Origin of the sequence: Kitasatospora sp. NPDC059408 (assembly GCF_042751525.1) — a bacterium.
Classification (GTDB): Bacteria; Actinomycetota; Actinomycetes; order Streptomycetales; family Streptomycetaceae; genus Kitasatospora.
Map to the genome: position 1 here is coordinate 64,541 of NZ_JBHYWI010000013.1, position 14,024 is coordinate 78,564.

The following is a 14,024-nucleotide window of genomic DNA, read 5'->3' on the forward strand; positions in this document are numbered from 1 at the left end:
CCGCGCGGTTGGGGCCTCCCCCCACCCCCCGGCGGGCGGGTACCCCCTGGGGGGTGAACCCGGGCCCGACGGCTTACGGCTTACGGCTCACGGCTGGGCCGTCAGGCCTTCACCAGCACCCAGGCGCCGATGCCGTGGCAACCGGAGGCCTGGAAGGCCGCCGCCCGGAAGCCGGCCGGGACCGGCGACCCCGGGCAGGTCCACAGACCGGCGCGCGCGGTGTTGTGCCGCCAGGCACCGATGCCGCCGCAGCCGGACTGCAGGTGGTCGGTGATGACGTACCCCTGGACGACGGGCGAACCGGAACACGTCCAGATCCCGTCGCGCGCCACGTTGTGCCGCCACGCGCCGATCCCGCCGCAACCGCTCTGCTGGTGGTCCGTGATGACGTACCCCTGGACCACCGGGGAGCCGGAACACGTCCAGATCCCGTCGTGGACGAGGCCGTGCCGCCAGGAACCGATCCCGTTGCAGCCGCGCTGGTCGTGCGCGATGATCACGTAGCCGGGGACGACCGGGGACCCGGAACACGTCCAGATCCCGTCCGAGACCGGCTGCTGGTACCACGAGCCCGCGAAGTTGCAGCCCTTGCTGTCGTAGCCCGTGATGACCCAGCCGGCCGGCACCGGCGCACCGGAACACGACCAACGGCCGTTGCCCCAGCCCCACGCGGGCTTGGCCTCGGCACTCGTAGCGCCGCTCATCGTGCTGCCCACGATGACCGCCGCGACGAGTGCGAACGCCGACAGCACGCGCGTCCATAACCGACGATTCTTCATATCCATACCACTCCGTCCGAGTTGTCCCCCGATGGCCGTCCGCACCGATCGTGCGGAACGGAGGCTCACCCTACGGGCAGGGACCGACAGGCGACAGGCGGGAACGCGTCAGCCGGGTGCCGGGGCCCGCGGCGGCAACCGCCCGCGGGCCCCTCAGCTTTGGGGACCGCTCAGAGCCAGGGAATCTCCTCCGGCGCGTACCGGTAGGCGCGGAACACCGCGTTCTGGGCCCCGCGGGAGGACTCCAGGCCGACGCCCGCCCCGAAGGAGCCGAACTCGGGCACGGGCTCGATACTGTGCCGGGGCCCGGAGACCCGCTAGGAAGGACTGCGGACAGCCCGGATGGGACGGCTCGCCCCTTCCCGGCCCTCACGTCTGACGGGAGAGCACCCACATGACCAGGTTCAGGAAGCACACGGTGGGCACGGCGGCCTTCGCGCTCGCGACCGGCGGCGCCTTCGCCGCCTTCTCGGCCGACACGCTGTTCATCCGCACCGCCACTCCCCCGGGCGTCGACGACGACCGTCCGTTCTCCGTGACGATCGCCTGCTGATCACCGCCGCACGCGGTGTGGTCGGAGCGTGGCGGCGCTCCGACCACATCGCGCCTCAGCGGATCAGGGGCACGTCTTCCAGGCGAGGTGGTACACGGTGTTGATGCTCCCGTCGGTCGAGTCCATCGTCATGAAGCTCGTCGTGGTCGTCGGGTCCGAGGAGCCCGCCGCGACCCGGAGTTCGGTGTTGATGTTGAAGTTGCGCTCCTCCCCGCAGGGGGCCCAAACCAGGGCGGCGACGTCGACGGTGTCGGTCGCCTGCCAGTTGTCGTCGCGCGGGCCGTTGAAGCGGTGGGTCCCGTAGGCCGTCTGCGGGTCGCCCTGGAAGTAGTAGCCGGCCCGCTGGACGCCGGTCGCCCCGTTCTCCAGGTGGGCGTAGCCGCGGTAGTCGGTGGAGGCGATCGCGTAGGTGAAGCCCTGCGGGACGTGGACGCGGAGGTCGAGCTGACAGTTCTTCCGGAAGTCGGTGGGCTTCGATCCGACGCCGACCTGGGCGAGGTACTGGCTGTAGGTGACGGTGAAGGCGGTGTTGTCCGGGGAGACGGCGACGGCGGCCGTCCCGGCCGGGCAGCCGGAGCCGTTGACCGTCGCGACGTCGATGACGATCCGGTCGGGCGGTGTCGGGAGCGAGTCGCCACCGGAGGCGGGTGCGCCGAAGAGCGAGGCGACGACACCGGTCGCGGCCAGCACGCGGAGCAGCATGGGGTTCCCCTTTCGATCGTCCACGGGTCCGGGGCGGGCGGGCACGGCCGGCCCGGGCCTGCCCCACCCCGGCTTTGACGCGAACATGTCACCACAGGGTGGCCGTCCGCGTACAGGGGGTGAACACGACGGAGTGGCGACGCGCGGCAGCAGCCGGCAAGTGGATCACGCCAAGGGAGGCCATTGATTCGAGCCAAGTCGACGGACGGGACGGGCCCCTCGTGGCGGACCCCGGCGAGTCCTGACCAGCGGCGGCGCCGACCGGGCAGCCGGAGGGCCGAACACGGATCCCCCCAACTGCGCTGCCGGGACGTCGACTTGCTGTCCTACGATGCGCCCCAAGCGAAGACGATCACCTGACCGCTCACTCCGGGGGGAAGTCATGCCGTTCACAAGCCGATTGACGAAGCGTCAACGACGCTGGCCGGTTGCCGCGGCCGCCGCCGCGCTCGCCGCGCTCGCCGCGACCACGATGTTCACCGCCGCCGGTGGCGCCGCCGAGGCCGCCGCCACCCCGCCCGGCGGCCTGCCGGGCTTCAAGGACGGCTACGCCGTCAGCGACGGCCTGCGGATCCACTACGCGATCGCCGGGCACGGCCCCGCGCTCGTGCTGCTGCACGGGTGGCCGGAAACCCTCCAGGCCTGGGACCGGGTCGCGCCCGCGCTCACCCAGGACCACACCGTGATCGCCGTCGACCTGCGCGGACTCGGCCGCTCGCAGCCCGCCCGCGGCGACGAGTACGGCACGTACACCGCCCTCACCCTGGCCGCCGACGTGCGTGCCGTCGTCGAGCAGCTGGGCTTCGGCGACGGGAAGATCGCGGTGGCCGGCCACGACGTGGGCGGCGGGGTGGCGCTCGCCTACGCGGCCCGGTACCGGGACCGGGTGGACCACCTCGCGATCCTGGAGGCGCCGCCGACCACCTGGTACCTGCAGCTCGTCGCCTCGAAGCCGAACCTGCTCTGGTGGGACTCCTTCGTCAACGGCCAGGCGAACGGCGTCGCCGAGCAGCTGGTCGCGGGCCGGGAGAAGGTCTTCTACGGCTCCGTCTACAACCGCGACGGCCGCGCGCCGAGCGCGGGCAACCAGCGCGAGTACGTCGCCGCCTACGGCCGTCCGGGCAGCACGCACGCGGGCTTCGAGTTCTTCCGCCAGCAGGACCAGGGCGAGCGCGACGTGCAGGCGCTGCTGGACGACAACCCGCTGACGATGCCGGTGCTGGGTGTCGGCGGTCAGAACAGTATGCGCGAGTCGGTCGGGGACGATCTCGGGCACGTGGCCTCGCACGTGACCACCGCCGTCGTGCCGAACGCCAACCACTGGGTACTGGAGGAGGAACCGCGGTTCATCGTCGACCAGCTGCGGCGGCTGCTGGCGCGCTGAGCCACTGACGCGCTGAGCACGGCATCGAATGTGACGCCCCGTCGGCCCGCCGATTGGCCCACTTCCCTGCCGCCGGATTGGCCTGGGGATCCGGTCCATTCACCTCTTAGCTTGATCGTATGAGCGAGCGGTGATCGAGGGCCTGCACGGAACGGCCCCCGGCGCCGAACGGGAGGGAAAAGGGTGGACCCCATGCACGTCTTCCTCGCCGGTGCGACCGGTGCCGTCGGACGGCAGCTCGTGCCGCTCCTGCACCGGGCGGGGCACCGCGTCACGGCCGCCTCCCGGTCCGAGGGCGGCGTCGCGTGGCTGCGCGAGCAGGGGGCCGACGCGGTCCGGCTGGACGTCCTCGACCGCGGGGCCACGGCGGAGGCCGTCGCCGCGGCGGCGCCGGACGCGATCGTCCACCAGCTCACGGCCCTCGCGGACGGCAGCCTGGCCGAGAACGCCCGGATCCGCCGCGAGGGCACCCGCAGCCTGGTGGACGCCGCCCGCCGGGCCGGGGTGCCGCGGATCGTCGCCCAGTCGATCTGCTGGGCGTACGGCCCGGGCGACGAGCCGGCCGACGAGACGGAGGCCCTGGACACCGGCGCGCCCGAACCACGCGCCACGACCGTCGACGGCGTGCTCGCACTGGAGCTCGCGGCGGCCGAGCTGCCGGAGGCCGTCGTCCTGCGGTACGGCATGCTGCACGGGCCCGGCACCTGGTACGAGCCGGGCGGCCTGATCGAGCAGCGGCTACGGCGGGGCGAGCTCGCCGCGGACGGCGCCGTCACGTCGTTCCTGCACGTCACGGACGCGGCGCGGGCGGCGGTCGCAGCGCTGTACTGGCCGAGCGGTGCGGTCAACATCGTGGACGACGAGCCGGCCCCGGCGCGAAAGTGGGTCCCCGTCCTCGCCCGCGCGCTCGGCGTGGCCGCACCCGAGCCGAGCTCCGACCGGCCCCGCTGGGCACGCGGCGCGGACGGCGGGCTCGCGCGGACCGCGTACGGCTGGCGGCCGGTGGAGGGGTCGTGGCGGACGTCCTTCGAGCGGCTGGGCGGCCCGCGGGCGGGCTCCTAGCGGACCCGCGTGCCGACCTCGCGCGTTTTCCGGCAGGGTCGGAATCCCGACGGCACGCGTTTCACGCGGCGCCGGGCGGTCGGTCACGGTGTGGAGGCACTCACCCACCGAGCGCCCGGATCCGAGAGGCCTCCCATGATCTTCATCACCGTGAAGTTCCCCGTCCGCCCCGAGTACAGCGAGCAGTGGCTCGACATCGTCCACGACTTCACCGAGGCCACCCGCGCCGAGCCGGGCAACCTGTTCTACGAGTGGTCCCGCAGCGTGGCGGACCCCGACGAGTACGTCCTCGTCGAGGGCTTCCGCGACGGCGAGGCGGGCCGGGCCCACGTCGAGTCCGCGCACTTCCGGGAGGCCATGGAGAAGCTGTCCCACGCGATCGCCGCCCGGCCGAAGATCATCAGCGTCGACCTCCCCGACCGCGACGGCTGGGACCTCATGGGCGAACTCGCGCCCAGCGAGGCCTGAGGCCTCCGGCCGGGACGCCCGAACCAGGGGGCCGGGAGGCCGGGGGCTTGGACCAGGGGCCGGGAGGCCGGGGGGCTTGGACCAGGGGCCGGTGATCGCGCCGATCGGATCACCGGCACACTGGAGTGACCACGGAGGACGAGCAGGAGGAGCAGCACCCCATGGCCGGTCAGACCGGGCCGCGCGCCGCGGACCGCACCCTGGAGGTGCTGGAACTCGTCGCCGGGGCGCCCACGCCCGTCTCCGCCAAGGCCCTCGCCCGCAGCCTCGGCTGCGCCCTCTCGACGGCCTACACGCTCCTCGCGCCGCTCACCGAGCGCGGCTACCTCGTGCGCACCGACGGCGGCTACACCCTCGGCTACCGGGTCTCCGCGCTCCACCGCGCGTTCCAGCGGCAGATGGGCCTGACCGACGGCGTCGACGGGATCGACGGCGTCCTCGCCCGGATGCGGCACGCCACCAGCGCGTCCGCCAACTACGTGGCCTACCAGGGCGACGGCCTGGTCATCGCGGACGTGCGCACCTTCGCGGCCGACGGCGACGAGCAGGCCGACCTCGCCGTCGGCGTCGACCCCCGCTCGCACGCCTACGCGCACGGCAAGATCGCGCTGGCCGCCGCCGGGGCCGCCGCACGCCGCCGCTACGTCGAACAGCCCGGCCTGCGCCGGTTCACCGCCAACACCATCGCCTCCGCCGAGCGCCTCGACGAGGAGCTCCGGCGGATCCGCCGCACCGGCGTCGCCCTGGACGTCGAGGAGGCCCGCACCGGCCTGGCCTGCCTGGCCGCGCCCGTCCTCGGCACGGACGGCGCCGTGATCGGGAGCGTCTCCCTCGCCGTCCGCCCCGCGGACCTGCGCACCCGCCGCCACCAGCTGATCGCCGCCGTCAAGCAGGCCGCCCGCGAGGCCTCGCCGGCGCGGTGAGGCCGAGCCCGGCTCACCGCGCGCTCGGCTCACCCGAGCCCGGCTCACCGCGCGCTCGACTCCCCCGGGCTCGACTCCGGAGAGCCGCTGCCCGGGCGCGCGGCCCCGGCCACCGGGCACGCGCGGGCCCCGGAGCGCCCCCGACACGTACGAGTTGCGACGCCGACGAACCGACCCTTCCGCATAATGCAGAAGCCGCGCTCCCCTCGCGGCTCTTGACGCCTGGTCCCGTCCCAGGAAGGCGCTCGACTTGGAAGGTTCCACCCCATCCGCGACGGTACTGGCCGACATCGCGGCCGTCCTGCTGATCGGCCTCCTCCTCACCCCGCTGCGCACCCGGCTGCGCCAGCCCGTCGTCGTCGGCGAGATCGCGGTCGGCGTCATCCTCGGGCCCAGTGTGCTCGGGCTCCTCCCCGGCCACCTGACCGACGCGCTCTTCCCGCCGGACGTGCGCCCGCACCTGGCGGTCGTCGCCCAACTCGGCATCGTCCTCTTCATGTTCGCCGCCGGCTGGGAACTCGACCTGCGGCTGCTGAGCGGCCGGGTCAGGGCGGTGCTCGCCGTCACCGCCGCGTCCGTCCTGATCCCGTTCGCGCTGGCCCTCGTCCTGGCGGCCGTTGTCGCCGCCCGCTTCCCGTGGCTGCTCGGCGCCACCGCCTCACCGTGGCTGTTCGCCGCGTTCCTCGGCATCGCCCTCTCCGCGAGCGCCCTGTCGGTCATGGCCCGCATCGTGGGCGAGAACCGGCTCCAGGCCTCCGGCACGGGCGCCATGGCCACCGCGTGCGGGGCGCTCACCGAGATCACGGCGTGGTGCGCCGTCGTCTGCCTGGCCGCCGCGGCCCGCGGTCCCGGGTCCGCCGGGTCGTCCGGGTCCGGTCACGCGCTCCTGACGCTCGGCCAAGTCGCCTGCTACGCCGTCGCAATGGCGTTCGTCGTCCGCCCGCTGCTGCGCCGGATGCTCCGCCTGCCCGTCGGCGCCGGCGGCCACCCGTTCCTCGCGCTGCTGATCGTCGGCAGCGGGCTCCTGCTCTCCGCCTGGGTCACGTCCCGCCTCGGCGTCCACGCCGTCATCGGCGCCTTCGCATTCGGTCTCGCCATGCCGCGCGACGCCGCCGAGGAGCTGCGGCACACGATCGAGCTCCCGATGCGGCACGCGGGCGCGCTCCTCGTACCGGTCTTCTTCGCGCTCACCGGCCTGTCCGTCGACCTCACCGGCCTCGGCCCGCGCGGCCTGCTCGCCGTCGCCGTCTTCCTCGCCGTCTCGTGGGGCGGCAAGTACGCCGGCGCGCGGCTCGGCGCCCGGCTCACCGGCGTTCCGCGCGGCGAGGCGACGACGCTGGCCGTCCTCGTGAACACCAAGGGGCTCAGCGAGGTCCTCATCCTGACGCTCGGCCGCGACCTCGGCATCATCGGCGACCGGCTCTTCACCGTCCTCCTGCTGACCGCCCTCGCGGCGACGCTCCCCGTCAACCCGCTGGTCCGCCGCCTGACCCGCCTCCCGGGCGGGGCCGCAGGCGTGCCCCGCCGGCCATTGGTGGCCACGACCGCCGAGGAGGCCCAGGGCGCGTAGGGCGGGAGTAGGAAGTCGAGCAGGCCGACTTCCTACGCACCCGCCCACCAACCCACACCAGCTCCCAGGCACAGCCCACCACCCCCCGACCACAACCACCCACGAAACCCAGAACGCGCAAGGCACAAGCAGAAAGTCGAGCGGGCCGACTTCCTGCTCAGCGGCCGCGGGCGAGCCAATCGGTCCAGGTTCGACGGGAGTTGGCGAGCTCGGGGTGCTCAAGCAGGTGGAGGACGTAGCCCGCATGGGTCCGCGCCCACGGGTCGGCGGACCCGGAGGCATGGGCGAGGCGCTCGCGCAGGTCGGGGGAATCGACGGCGCGGGCGATCCGGACGTACTCGCGGTCCTTGCAGCGGTACCGGCGCCGGACGGCGAGTTCGACGAAGTCGGCGAGTTTCGCACGGCCCGGGCCGTCCAGCTCGGCACGGGCCAGCTCCCGGATGACGGACTCCTTCGTGCCCCAGGCCTTCGCGTGGCACGTCCACGCCTGGGGGTGGCGCAGCTCCCACTCCAGGAAGAGCAAGGCGTACGGCAGCCCCGACCACGTCGCGTACGCGTCGGGCGTGACGCCCTGCCACAGGGCCTCGGGCAGCGAACGGCTTCGGGCCTCCCGCCACCGCGTGAGTGCTTCCCGAACGGCCGGCTCCCGGTACGGCTCCGGCGCACCCGAGCGGTTCGCTTGCGACAGCGCCCCGTTGAACTCCGTGATCGCGGACCCGACCGCCTGCCGGGCCGCGGCGAGGCGGACGAGCGCGGCCACCCGCACGGCCGGGTCCTCGGCGATCAGGCCGTGGGCCCAGCCGAGTCGTTCGTGCCACGCCTCATCGGTCATGCGGACGATCATCGCTGACGGCGGAGCAGCGGGCGGAGGCGGGGTCCGATCATCGGAGAAGGCGTCAGCGCCGCAGCCACTCGTCGAGGAGTGCGGCCTCGGCGCCGCTGAGGTTGGGCAGTTCGGGCAGGAGGGTGCGGAAGGCGGCGACGACGGCCGCCGGGTCGCGGTCGGGGACGGCGGGTTCGTCGGCGAGGATCGCGCGGGCGACCGCCTCGAAGGCGGCGTCGGCCAGGTGCGGGTCCCGTTGCTCCGGGGGCAGGGTCAGCAGCGTGTGGACGGTGCCGACGCCGGCCGCGCGGATGAGGTTGACGGCGCGTTCCTCGCTGATCCGTAGCCGCCCGGCGGCGGCCACCCGGTGCACGCGTTCGGCGAGGATCCGCACGCCCCGCGCCTGGGCCGGGGTCTCGCGGGCGCGGGCCGGGTCGATCAGCAGGCCGAAGACGTACGGGTTGGCGAGTCCGAAGCCGACGTGGGTGTCCCAGCCGGCGCGGAGGTCCGCCACCGGGTCGTCCGACCGGGCGGCGGTCTCCTTGCCGGCCACGTGCTCCGCGAAGACGTACTCGGCGGCGGCGTCGAGCAGCGCCTCCTTGTCCTCGAAGAGCCGGTAGAGCGCGGGCGGCTGCAGCCCGGCCTCCTGGGCGACGCGGCGGGTGGTCACCGCGGCGGGCCCGTGCTCGCCCAGGAGGCCGGCCGCGGCCTTCACGATGCGCTCGCGGGTGAGGTCTCGCCGCTCGGTGTTCGGTGCCATGGCAGCGATAGTACCGCTGATACCAGTTCTCTTCGGCTTCCCTTCGGCTTGAAGCGAGCCCTTGCATTCACTGGAAGTATCAGTGTTAACGTTATTTTCGTTCCACTGGAAACAAGGGAGGGAGTCAGCCGTGCTGATCGTCACAGGCGCCACCGGCCGCCTCGGCGCACTGATCGTCGGCCGCCTGCTGGAGCGGGTGCCGGCCGACCGGATCGGCGTCAGCGTGCGCGACGCGAGCCGGGCGACAGGGCTCGCGGAGCTCGGAGTCCGGGTGCGCGAGGGGGACTTCACCGAGCCCGACGGGCTGACGCACGCCTTCGAGGGCGCGGAGCGCGTCCTGGTCGTCTCGGCGGCCATCCGGGGCGGCGGCGCACTCGCCGCCAACGCGGCCGCCGTCGACGCGGCCCGGGCGGCGGGCGCCCGGCGCGTCCTGTACACGAGTCACCAGGCCGCGTCCCCCACGTCGCTGTTCCCGCCGCAGCCGGTACACGCGGCCACCGAGGAGCACCTGATGCGGCAAGGGGTCCCGTACACCGCGCTGCGGAACGGCTTCTACGCCTCCACCCTGAGCCTCTACCTCCGCGCGGCGCTGGAGAGCGGCACGCTCGCCCTGCCGCAGGACGGCCCGGTCTCCTGGACGGCACACGAGGACCTGGCGGAGGCTGCCGCCGTCGCACTGACGGAGGACGGCGTACTCGACGGCATCACGCCGCCGCTGACGGCCCGCCGGACGCTGGACTTCGCCGGCGTCGCAGCGATCCTGAGCCGCATCACCGGCCGGACGATCACCCGAGTCGTCCTGGACGACGACGCGTGGGTCTCGGCGGCCGTCGCCGGCGGGATGCCACGGCCGGCCGCGGAGTTCGCGCTGACGATGTTCGCGGCAGCGCGCAACGGCGAATTCGACGTCACCGGCCCCGCGCTGGAGGATGTGATCGGCCACCGAGCGAAGAGCGTCGAGGAGGTCCTGGAAGAGGCCGTGTCTGACAATTCCTGCCGGGCGCGACGCCAATAGTCAGACATACCCTGCCCCACCCGCTCAGAGCTCCCAGGACCGCGGCCGCTCCAGCGCCTCCCACTCCGGGCGGAGCAGGGAGAGTATCGCGATGTCGTGCCGCCGCCCCCGGTGGAGGCAGGCGGCGCGCCGGATGCCCTCGTGGGTGAAGCCGGCGTGGGCGAGGACGGCGAGCGCCGAGGCGTTGCCGGTATGGGGGAGCGCTTCGATGCGGTGCAGCGGGAGTTCGCCGAACGCGAGGTCGGTCAGAGCGTCCAGGGCGGCGCGCCCGTAGCCGCGGCCGCGGTGGTCCGGATCGACGAGGAGACGGACGGTGGCCGTGCCGTCGGACATGTTCTGCTCGGCCAGGGCTGCCGCGCCGACCGGCGTGCCGTCCGGGAGCAGGATGAGGAAGCCGTCGTGGTCGGCGTCGTCGATGTCGCGTTCGATCTGCTCGCGTACCGCCGAGAGCGGGCGCGGCCAGTGGCCCAGTTCGTGCGCGGCCACCGGCTCGGACCGCCATGTGTGCAGGAGCTCGGCATCGTCCACGTCGAGCGGGGCAAGGGCGACCGCCGGGGAGGCGTTCTCGGTGATCATGGGCGGATGCTAGGCCATAACTCGCAATTGATCATATTTGGGCTGGTCATCGCTCCTCGGCTCGTAGCCATAGGACAGCACCCGGTTCACCGCCTGGCGGTGATCACGCCAGGGACGCCCGGCCCCGTCCCGCTGCGGCAGCAGCGGCTCTATCCGGGCCCACGCAGCATCCGTCACCTCTCCCCGACTCGCCACAAGATCAATTATGAGACACGGGCCTAACGGGCCCTTGCCCGGCGCGTCCGCTCGTGGATGGGGCCGCCCGGCACGTACCAGCCGGCCTTCTTCCGGACGGCCGGGCTCGGGTCCCGTTCGTGCGACGCCCGCAGGGCCTCGGCGGCGCGGGCGTCGTCGTGGACGAACTTGCCGACGAGCTCGGCCGCCATGGCCCGCGCCCGTGGGTCCGGATCGGACGCCAAGTGCCGCAGCCCGGGCTCCAGAACGCGGTCCGCGCCCGGGGCGCAGACGTCCCCCTTGCAGCGGTCGCACGCGAGCGCGTGGAACGCGGCGATCCTCACCGAGGCGTCCGGATCGTCGGCCATGGCGATCAGCTGCCCCATCGACTCGATGTCGACCATGTGGTCCAGGAGGCGGCAACACCCCTCCCGCACTGCCGCGTCGGCGTGCGACAGCCCCGCCCGTATCGCGTCACGCGCCCCGGCACCGCGCCGCAGCAGCTCCCGGTAGGCGGGCACGGCGCGCTGCGGATCGCCCAGGCAGGTGACCAGGGCGTCGTTGTCGGTCCGGACGAATCCCAGCATGGCACCACCTTCCGCCCGCACCGCCCGTACGGACAACGGGTTTTCGCCCGTGGCCCCCGTGCGATGGGGCTGGTGCGGGTAGGGCGACGGGGGATGACCGACAGCCGAGGAGGAGACACACGTGCAGGAACAGGTGCTCGACGTGATCGTGGCGGGCGCGGGCGTCCTCGGGCGCTCGCTCGCACTGGCGCTGGCCGAGGCCGAACCCGCCCTGCGGGTGGGCCTGTCCGGGCCCGGCGGGCCCGGCTGGCCCGGTGCGTCGCAGGCGGCGAGGGCGTCGCAGGCGGCGGCGTCACCGGCGGCGGGGGCGATGCTCGGCGTGCTCGGCGAGGTGACGGCGGGCGCGCTCCGCACCGCCCACGGGCGCCTGCGGGTCGACCTCGCCGTCGAGGCCGGGCGGCGCTGGCCCGCCTGGCGCCGACGGGTGCGGGCGCTCGCGGGGAGCGCCGCTCCGGCGGACGGCTTCGGTCGGGGCACGTTCGTCCTGCTCAACGCCGTCGGCTCGACGCTCGACCAGCAGTCCCTCGGCGCGATCGGCCGCGCCGGCGCCGAACACGGGCTGCCGGTGGAGGAAGTCGACCCGCTGGAGGTGCCCGGCGTCGCCGCACTCGACAACGACCGTCCCCTGCGCGCCCTGCACCTGCCGGACGAGGCCTTCCTCGACGCCCGCCGCTGGCTGGAGACCCTGGACGCCGCCCTCGCCGCGCTGCCGAACGTCGTGCCCCTGCCCGCGGGACGGCCGCTCCCCCACCGGGACGGCTACCTCCTGAACACCCCTGAACTCCGGGCCGCCGCACGCATCATGGTCCTCGCCACCGGAGCCTGGACGACGCAACTGGTCGAGGAGCTGGACCCGGACCTCACGCTGCTGCCCGTCGTCTGCACGGAGGGCACGGCCGTCACCCTCACCGCCCCCGCCGCCCTCCCCACCGTCCTGCGCACCCCGAACCGGGCCTACGCGTGCGGCCTGCACGCCGTCCCCCAGGCCGACGGCACCTGGTACGTCGGCGCATCCGCCAACCCGGCCCTCACCCCCGGCACCCACCCGACCCCGGGCGCCCTGCGGTTCCTCCTCGACGCAGCCCTCGGCCAGCTCCACCACGGCCTGGCCACCGCCCGGTTGCTCCACGTCCACCACGGCAACCGCCCCATCGGCCTCGACGGACACCCCTTGATCGGCCCGACCGGCCGCCCCGGCCTCTGGCTGCTCACCGGAACCCACCGCGACGGCCTGCACGGCTCCCCGCTGATCGCCCACGAGCTCGCCGCCGAGATCCTCGGCGCCGCGCCGAGCGCGTGGCTCGCACCCTGGCGACCCGACCGCACCCCGATCGCCGACTGGACGGCCGACGAGGCCGTCGCCGAAGCCGCCGCCCACCACCACGCCCTGACCGCCGAGTCCCGCATGCGCCCACCCCTGAGCGGCAGTTGGCCCCGGGCCCTTGCCGACGCGTACCACCAGCAGATCGCCGACGCCTACCGCCGCCTGCCCGACGGCTTCGTCCTGCCACCCGACCTCGCCCCGCTCGCCTACGAGCACGGGCCGGCGCTGGCCAAGCTCCTCGCGAGGACGATCGGGAGCCGACGCATCACTCCCTAAAATTCCCTATCGATACCTTTAACAGGTATGTTTAAGTACACGCCATGACTCACCCAGGCATCTACAAGTCCGCCGAGGGCGCTCGCGTCCTCGCGCGGCAGTACACCGCCCTGCTCGACCGATGGCCCGTCCCCGCCCGGTACTTGGACATCCCCACGCGCCAGGGCCGGACCTTCGTCGTGGCGAGCGGGCCGCCCGACGCGCCGCCCCTCGTGCTGCTGCACGGCTCCGGGGCGAACTCCGCCATGTGGGCCGAGGACGTCGCGTGCTGGGCCCCGCACTTCCGGATCCTGGCGGTCGACGTCATCGGCGAACCCGGCCTGAGCGCCCCCGCCCGACCTCCACTGGCCTCGGACGCCCACGCCCTGTGGCTCGACGACGTCCTCGACCGCTTGGGCGTCGACCGCGCCGCCTTCGTCGGCACGTCCCTCGGCGGGTGGCTCGCCCTCGACTACGCCGTCCGGCGCCCGGAGCGGGTCGAGCGGCTCGTCCTGCGCTGCCCCAGCGGCATCGGCCGCCAGAAGGCGGCCGTACTCGCGGCCTCGCTGCTGCTCCTGCCACTCGGCCGGTGGGGGCGGCGCACGATGCTGAAACTGGCACTCGGCCCGCTACCGCCCACCACCGCGAGGGAGCACGCCTTCGGCGAGGCCGTCCTCCTGATCCACCGCCACTTCCGCCCCCGGCGCGAACGGATCCCCGTCATCGACGACGCCGCGCTGGCGGCCCTCCCGATGCCCGTCCACGCCACGCTCGGCGCCCGGGACCGCCTCCTCGACTCCCAGCACACCGCCCGCCGACTCCAGCGTTCGGCCCCACACGCCACCGTGTGCTTGCTCCCGGGGCAGGGCCACCTGCTGAGGGGGCTGGCGGAGCCAACCCTGGAGGCGCTGCTCGCGGAGGCGGCCAGGTAGCCAGGCCGAGGCCGGCAGGATGGAAGTCCTGCCGAAGGTCGGCCGGGGCCTGGCCGCGCAGTGGTGCGGGAGCGTAGCCAATGGCTGGATGCCGGCGACGGACTGCGCCCTCAATTGTCGGGACGATCGTCAGCCGA

General features: G+C 73.9%; 15 protein-coding genes and 1 pseudogene. 9 read left to right on the forward strand and 7 right to left on the reverse strand.

The features are described from left to right. Positions 1-101: 101 nt before the first annotated feature. Positions 102-779 (reverse strand): hypothetical protein, encoded by a 678-nt coding sequence (locus tag ACFXDE_RS11610; RefSeq protein ID WP_380438716.1) that lies wholly within the window; start codon positions 777-779, stop codon positions 102-104. 394 nt (positions 780-1,173) lie between these two features. Between ACFXDE_RS11610 and ACFXDE_RS11615 the strand changes: the two genes are divergently transcribed. Next, positions 1,174-1,332 carry a hypothetical protein gene (locus ACFXDE_RS11615; RefSeq protein WP_380493223.1) on the forward strand — a complete coding sequence of 53 codons (159 nt, stop codon included), beginning with the start codon at positions 1,174-1,176 and terminating at the stop codon, positions 1,330-1,332. Between the two features lie 63 nt (positions 1,333-1,395). Here the strand turns inward: ACFXDE_RS11615 and ACFXDE_RS11620 are convergent, their stop codons facing one another. Further along, positions 1,396-2,031: a DUF4360 domain-containing protein gene (locus ACFXDE_RS11620; protein ID WP_380438792.1), complete on the reverse strand. Its 636-nt coding sequence runs from the start codon at positions 2,029-2,031 to the stop codon at positions 1,396-1,398. A gap of 403 nt (positions 2,032-2,434) precedes the next feature. On the opposite strand from ACFXDE_RS11620, the gene ACFXDE_RS11625 reads away from it, so the two are divergent. The 5 genes from ACFXDE_RS11625 (at position 2,435) to ACFXDE_RS11645 (ending at position 7,441) form a co-directional block, all read left to right on the forward strand. Next, a complete protein-coding gene (locus tag ACFXDE_RS11625) occupies positions 2,435-3,418 on the forward strand; it encodes an alpha/beta fold hydrolase (protein WP_380493224.1) in 984 nt (327 codons plus the stop codon). A 192-nt stretch (positions 3,419-3,610) separates the two neighbouring features. Beyond that, positions 3,611-4,480 (forward strand): NAD-dependent epimerase/dehydratase family protein, encoded by an 870-nt coding sequence (locus ACFXDE_RS11630; protein ID WP_380493226.1) that lies wholly within the window; start codon positions 3,611-3,613, stop codon positions 4,478-4,480. A 135-nt stretch (positions 4,481-4,615) separates the two neighbouring features. Then, positions 4,616-4,948, forward strand: coding sequence for a putative quinol monooxygenase (locus ACFXDE_RS11635; protein ID WP_380493228.1), 333 nt, complete (start codon positions 4,616-4,618; stop codon positions 4,946-4,948). A 161-nt stretch (positions 4,949-5,109) separates the two neighbouring features. Next, a complete protein-coding gene (locus tag ACFXDE_RS11640; protein ID WP_380493230.1) occupies positions 5,110-5,871 on the forward strand; it encodes an IclR family transcriptional regulator in 762 nt (253 codons plus the stop codon). Between the two features lie 250 nt (positions 5,872-6,121). Further along, positions 6,122-7,441, forward strand: a complete 1,320-nt coding sequence (locus ACFXDE_RS11645) for a cation:proton antiporter (protein ID WP_380493232.1) — start codon at positions 6,122-6,124, stop codon at positions 7,439-7,441. 157 nt (positions 7,442-7,598) lie between these two features. Here the strand turns inward: ACFXDE_RS11645 and ACFXDE_RS11650 are convergent, their stop codons facing one another. Together ACFXDE_RS11650 and ACFXDE_RS11655 are read right to left on the reverse strand one after the other, a co-directional pair. Next, complete coding sequence (locus ACFXDE_RS11650) at positions 7,599-8,273, reverse strand: hypothetical protein (protein WP_380493234.1); 675 nt, start codon at positions 8,271-8,273, stop codon at positions 7,599-7,601. Between the two features lie 64 nt (positions 8,274-8,337). Beyond that, positions 8,338-9,024 carry a TetR/AcrR family transcriptional regulator gene (locus tag ACFXDE_RS11655; RefSeq protein ID WP_380493236.1) on the reverse strand — a complete coding sequence of 229 codons (687 nt, stop codon included), beginning with the start codon at positions 9,022-9,024 and terminating at the stop codon, positions 8,338-8,340. A 130-nt stretch (positions 9,025-9,154) separates the two neighbouring features. On the opposite strand from ACFXDE_RS11655, the gene ACFXDE_RS11660 reads away from it, so the two are divergent. Further along, positions 9,155-10,039: an NAD(P)H-binding protein gene (locus ACFXDE_RS11660; RefSeq protein ID WP_380493239.1), complete on the forward strand. Its 885-nt coding sequence runs from the start codon at positions 9,155-9,157 to the stop codon at positions 10,037-10,039. Between the two features lie 24 nt (positions 10,040-10,063). On the opposite strand, the gene ACFXDE_RS11665 is transcribed toward ACFXDE_RS11660, so the two are convergent. The 3 genes and pseudogenes from ACFXDE_RS11665 to ACFXDE_RS11675 all read right to left on the reverse strand — a co-directional run bounded on the left by ACFXDE_RS11665 (position 10,064) and on the right by ACFXDE_RS11675 (position 11,376). Next, positions 10,064-10,615, reverse strand: a complete 552-nt coding sequence (locus ACFXDE_RS11665; RefSeq protein WP_380493241.1) for a GNAT family N-acetyltransferase — start codon at positions 10,613-10,615, stop codon at positions 10,064-10,066. A 75-nt stretch (positions 10,616-10,690) separates the two neighbouring features. Next, positions 10,691-10,810, reverse strand: a pseudogene (locus ACFXDE_RS11670) (transposase); the annotation flags it as partial. A gap of 23 nt (positions 10,811-10,833) precedes the next feature. Further along, complete coding sequence (locus ACFXDE_RS11675; RefSeq protein ID WP_380493244.1) at positions 10,834-11,376, reverse strand: HEAT repeat domain-containing protein; 543 nt, start codon at positions 11,374-11,376, stop codon at positions 10,834-10,836. 121 nt (positions 11,377-11,497) lie between these two features. Between ACFXDE_RS11675 and ACFXDE_RS11680 the strand changes: the two genes are divergently transcribed. Continuing rightward, positions 11,498-12,976 carry an NAD(P)/FAD-dependent oxidoreductase gene (locus tag ACFXDE_RS11680; protein ID WP_380493247.1) on the forward strand — a complete coding sequence of 493 codons (1,479 nt, stop codon included), beginning with the start codon at positions 11,498-11,500 and terminating at the stop codon, positions 12,974-12,976. 44 nt (positions 12,977-13,020) lie between these two features. After that, positions 13,021-13,887 carry an alpha/beta fold hydrolase gene (locus ACFXDE_RS11685; RefSeq protein ID WP_380493250.1) on the forward strand — a complete coding sequence of 289 codons (867 nt, stop codon included), beginning with the start codon at positions 13,021-13,023 and terminating at the stop codon, positions 13,885-13,887. Positions 13,888-14,024: the final 137 nt, after the last annotated feature.